This is a genomic window from Prosthecobacter sp., from assembly GCF_046154365.1.
In the GTDB taxonomy this organism is placed as follows: Bacteria; Verrucomicrobiota; Verrucomicrobiia; order Verrucomicrobiales; family Verrucomicrobiaceae; genus Prosthecobacter.
On sequence record NZ_JBJXFV010000108.1, the window covers coordinates 1 to 4,191 of the forward strand.

Here is a 4,191-nt window from a genome sequence, read left to right on the forward strand (position 1 = left end):
GGCAGACGTTTTCCGTGAGGATTCAAGTGCCCCGCGCCGCTCGCAGCTTGGTGCTTTTTTTCGGAGCACGCACACCGGACAAGGCCGCGCGGACGGCCCCGCATTATTTGGATGACGTGCGCGTGTCATTGCTTGTGCCTTAACGATTTCACTTTGACGATCGAACAATAGGGGTCGTTGCTAATCATGTTGATGTGAGCCGCAAGGCGCTAGCCGCGGGTTCCGCATCGGTTCGAAACCGGCGGCTAGCGCCTTGCCGCTCACTCGCTACAACGCGAATGACGGAGTGCTCAAACATGGCAAACCCGCTCGCGCTCAGTCCTCCTCGCGTCCGATCCCAACTCAAACGGAATTCCTGGAATCCCATGAAAACACAACGATTTCCCTTCATCGACCGTCGTCATTTCTTGCGTGGACTCGGAATGGCGCTCGCACTTCCAGCTTTTGAAAGCCTCAATGTCGGCTTCGTGGCTGCGGCTCCGAAGACCGATCCGCGACGTCTGATTTGCATCGGCAATCATCTCGGCTTCTGGCCGGGCGGATTCTTTCCGACGGCGGCAGGGCGCGAGTACGCGATCAGCAAGACGCTGGCACCGTTGCAGGCGCATCGGGGGGATTTCACCGTCTTCTCTCATCTCGATCACGACGCGAAGGGCGGGCACGGCGCGGTGCATTCGTTTCTGACGGGCGTGAAGAAGGAAGAGGCAGCGGGCTTTCCGGAGAAGAACATTTCGATCGACTAAGTGGCTGCGGAGCATGTCGGCGCGGCGACTCGGTATCCATCGATCACCGCGGGATTGGGCGAGGGCACGGACATGTGCTGGAACCGGGCGGGCGTGCGTCTGCCTCCGGTGACTAATCCCGCTCGTCTGTTTGAAGCGTTGTTTGTTGAGGCCAACGCCGGCGCGAATGCGACGGAGCGCGAACGGTTGTCGAACCGAGCCAGTGTGCTCGACGCCTTGCGCGAATCGGCGAAGCAATTGGGAGGGACTCTCGATGCGGCGGATCGCAGCAAGCTCGATCAGTATCTGACATCGGTTCGCGACGTGGAGCGTCGGTTGCAAATGTCTGAGGCATGGCTGGGCAAGCCGAAGCCAAAGTCGCCCATCGACGCTATCAAGGACGAAGAGCGACTACAGATCGAGGAGATTCCGCTGTTCATGGATTTGATGACGCTCGCGCTGCAAACCGATTCGACACGCGTGGCCACCTTTGAAGTCCCGCTAGGATTCCACACCACCGAGCTCGACGTCGGCAGCTATCACGGGCTGTCGCACCACAGCAAGCAGGAGGGCCTGCTGACCCAGTTACAGATCGTGGAGAAGTATTTGATGACACAGTTCACGCACTTGTTTGGGAAGTTGAAGGAAGCGGGATTGATGGACAGCACGCTCGTGGTGATCGGCAGCGGCATGGGCAATGCTTCGAACCATTCGAATCGTGATTTGCCGGTGCTGCTCGCGGGTGGTGGCCTCAAGCATCAAGGCCATCTCGTCTGCCCGGCGGAGGAACGCAAACGGATTCAGTTGTCGAATCTGTGGCTCTCGACGCTCCAGTGGTTTGGGGTGGAACGTGAACGATTCGGACGCAGCACGGGGACGTTTTCGGGGATGGAATTGCGGTAATGGTAGGCCCACCATCGCACACAAATGGTGGGCCGGCGCTGCGCTGGTCCCACCCTACTTCGCTCCAATAGCAAATGAGAAATGACAAATAACTAATGACAAATCTCCCTCGCTTCACGCTGCTCTTAATGCTGACGTTGCTACCACCAACGCTGCTCGCCGCCGATCAATCAGTCTTCCTCAAGTCGCACTGCATCAAGTGCCACGGTCCCGACAAACAGAGCGGAGACCGGCGATTCGACAAACTCACGAATGAAATCACGACGCCGGATGAGGCTCTGCTGTGGCAGGAGATTCTCGATCAATTGAATCTCGGTGAGATGCCGCCGAAAAAAGAGAAGCAGCCGTCGAAGACCGAGCTGCTCGCGGCGGTCGATGCGATCACTCAATCCCTGGCCGATGCCACGCAGCGTTTCAAAGGCGCAGGCAGCCATACCGTGCTGCGACGGCTCAACAGCTTTGAATACCGTCACACGATCGGTGATCTGCTGGGTTTGAATGTCGCTGGATGGAATCCTGTGGCTGATTTCCCGCCCGAGGTTCGTGCCGATGGCTTCGACAACAACAGCGCCGTGCAGGTGACGTCCGGCATGTTGCTCGATCACTACTTTGTCGCCGCCGAGGAGGCGATCCGGCGGGCGACTGCCTTTGGTCCGAAACCCGAGAACAAAAGCTATGCGCAGAAGTCGCCGTTCTACTTCGAAGGCAGGAAAAGCAATGACCTGCCCAAGCTCTTTCGCACAGATCGCTACCGCTGGATTTCGGACAAGGGCTACGACGATCTCCAGGCGCGGCATTATCGCGGCGGGCACATCGGCTTCGAGCCGCTGGCGCGCGGCGGCGCACCGCAGAGCGGGCGTTACACCATCCGCATCCAGGCTGCGGCCATCGACCGCACGCATTCCTATGACTTCCTGACGGACTTCCGCAACGGCGATCCGATCGTGATGGAACTCGCCGCGGTGACTCGCGAGGGGAGCGTCGAGAGCACAGGCAACATCACCACGCAACGCACACTTGCGCTGGTGGAACTCACCAGCGACAAGCCGCAGTGGTTTGAGTGGACCGTCGATCTCGATCGGGGTGAGGAACCGGAGGTCCGCTTTCGCAATGGCGCGCCTGCGGCCAAGGCATTGGCGTTCAAATTGAATCGGTACGCCAAAGGACATCCCGAACTGGAAGCGGTTGCAAAGCTGAAGCTGGGAAAGGGCGAACTCGCTGAGGCGATGCTCAAGGCCTATCGCGGTCCGAAGCTCCGCATTTGGGAAATGCAGGTCGAAGGTCCGCAACTCGATCAATGGCCGACGCCCGGTCACACCGGGCTGTATGGCAAACTCGTCGCGAATCAGATCAGTCGCGCCAACATCCCCGAACGACTGCGCGTCTTCGCCGAAGCGGCCTTTCGTCGCCCATTGCGTCCCGGAGAATTAGCACCCATCGAGAAGTTGGTCACAGCCAAGCTCGGTGCCGGAATGAAGCCGCTGGATGCGCTTCAACTCGGCTTTCAATCCATACTCTGCTCGCCCGCCTTCCTGCATTTGCATGAAGGCAGCGGCAAGCTCGAAGACTACGCGCTGGCTTCGCGCCTGTCGTATTTCTTCTGGTCCTCCATGCCGGATCAGACGCTGATGCAACTCGCCGCTGCTGGCAAATTGCACGAGCCGGCAGTGCTGGGCGAGCAGGTGGATCGCATGTTGGCCGACCCGAAGTCGCAGCGCTTTGTGCAGAACTTCATTCGGCTTTGGCTGAACCTCGACCACATCGGCGAGATGCCGGTTTCCACCGACTTCGTCAGCTTCTTCCGCGACAACATCGACGCTGCCATGCGCGCCGAGACCGAAACGTTCTTCCGCCACATTCTCGACAAGAACTTGCCGCCGCGAGAATTCCTCGCCGCCGACTACACATTCTTGAATCGCGAACTCGCGCTGCACTACGACCTGCCACCGGTGAAAGGTGTTGAGCTTCGCCAAGTGTCGCTGCCCAAAGGCGTGCGCGGCGGCCTGCTCGGACACGCCTCGTTCCTCACCGCCTCGGCCAACGGTGTGGACACCTCGCCCGTCGTGCGCGGCGTTTATGTGCAACAGAAACTCCTCGGCTACACCCCACCGCCACCGCCGCCCGATGTGCCCCTCATCGAACCCGACGCCAGCGGAGCCACCACGATCCGCGAGCAACTCGCCAAACATCGCGCGAACGAAACCTGCGCCTCGTGCCATCGCAAGATCGACCCCTTCGGCTTCGCGTTGGAGAACTTCGACGCCATCGGCGGCTGGAGAACGGACTATTCGAAGAACAACAAGATCGATCCCAGCGGTGTGCTCCCAACCGGCGAGAAGTTCACCAATATCACTGGCTTCCGCAGCCTGCTCATCGCGCGTCACGAGCAGTTCACCCGCTCGCTCACGGAGAAACTCATGACCTACGCCCTCGGCCGCGAGCCTGCGTTAGCCGACCGCGCCGTGATCGACGGTATCATGAAAGACCTCTCGTCCAACAAAGGCGGATTCAAGGATCTTGTCCGAGCCGTGGTGCTCAGCGAGTCCTTCGCAAACAACTGAATTCA

The 4,191-nt window shown here is 59.7% G+C and carries 1 protein-coding gene and 1 pseudogene; both read left to right on the plus strand.

Annotated elements, in window-relative coordinates:
* Nucleotides 1-422: 422 nt before the first annotated feature.
* Nucleotides 423-1,625: pseudogene (locus tag ACKVY0_RS14130) on the plus strand (DUF1552 domain-containing protein).
* A 95-nt stretch (nucleotides 1,626-1,720) separates the two neighbouring features.
* Nucleotides 1,721-4,186 (plus strand): DUF1592 domain-containing protein, encoded by a 2,466-nt coding sequence (locus ACKVY0_RS14135; RefSeq protein WP_409215476.1) that lies wholly within the window; start codon nucleotides 1,721-1,723, stop codon nucleotides 4,184-4,186.
* The last annotated feature ends 5 nt before the right edge of the window (nucleotides 4,187-4,191 follow it).

Coding starts and splice junctions, on each gene's coding strand:
- ACKVY0_RS14135 (WP_409215476.1), top strand. CDS start 1,721: ATGACAAATCTCCCTCGCTTCACGCTGCTCTTAATGCTGACGTTGCTA.